This is a genomic window from Staphylococcus sp. HMSC062H10, from assembly GCF_001836945.1.
Taxonomy (GTDB): domain Bacteria; phylum Bacillota; class Bacilli; order Staphylococcales; family Staphylococcaceae; genus Staphylococcus; species Staphylococcus aureus.
Map to the genome: position 1 here is coordinate 1 of NZ_KV830976.1, position 702 is coordinate 702.

General features: G+C 42.7%; 1 protein-coding gene. It reads right to left on the reverse strand.

Annotated elements, in window-relative coordinates; translation table 11 throughout:
• The coding region (locus HMPREF2658_RS06455; protein WP_176747426.1) for a fibronectin-binding protein at positions 1-702 on the reverse strand (702 nt) is incomplete at both ends.

Sequence of the window (702 nt, forward strand, 5' to 3'; positions counted from 1 at the left end):
CCTCTGGCGTTGGCGGTGTTGGTGTTTCCGGCTCACTCGGTACTTCTGGTGTCGGTGGCGTTGGTGTTTCTGGCTCACTCGGTACTTCCGGTGTCGGTGGCGTTGGTGTTTCCGGCTCACTTGGTACTTCCGGCGTCGGTGGCGTTGGTTCGCCTGGCTCACTCGGTACTTCTGGTGTCGGCGGCGTTGTATCTTCTTCAATCGTTTGTTGACCTTCATTTTGACCGCTTACTTTTGGAAGTGTATCTTCTTCAAAATCAACACTGTTGTGTCCACCGAATTGATAATTAGGTTTATCTTTATTTGTATCTTCTTCAATAATTTCATTATGCTTATTGAATCCATGAATTTGTGGCACACTGTCGAAGTCGATATCAATGATGTTACCACCTTGTTCATACTTAGGTTTGTCTTTCTCTGTATCTTCTTCGAATGACTGGTTACCATTATTTTGACCTTGGATTTGAGGTACACTGTCGAAATCGATATCTACGATATTACCACCTTGTTCATATTTCGGTTTGTCTTCTTCTGTGTCTTCCTCGAATGACTGGTTACCGCTATTTTGGCCACCTTCATAACCTAATTCACTCTTAATATCAACGTGGCTATTTTCTTCGATTTCTTCAATCACGCCATAATTACCGTGACCATTTTCAGTTCCTAAACCAGAATGAGAAATATGATGATTGTTTTCAGTGA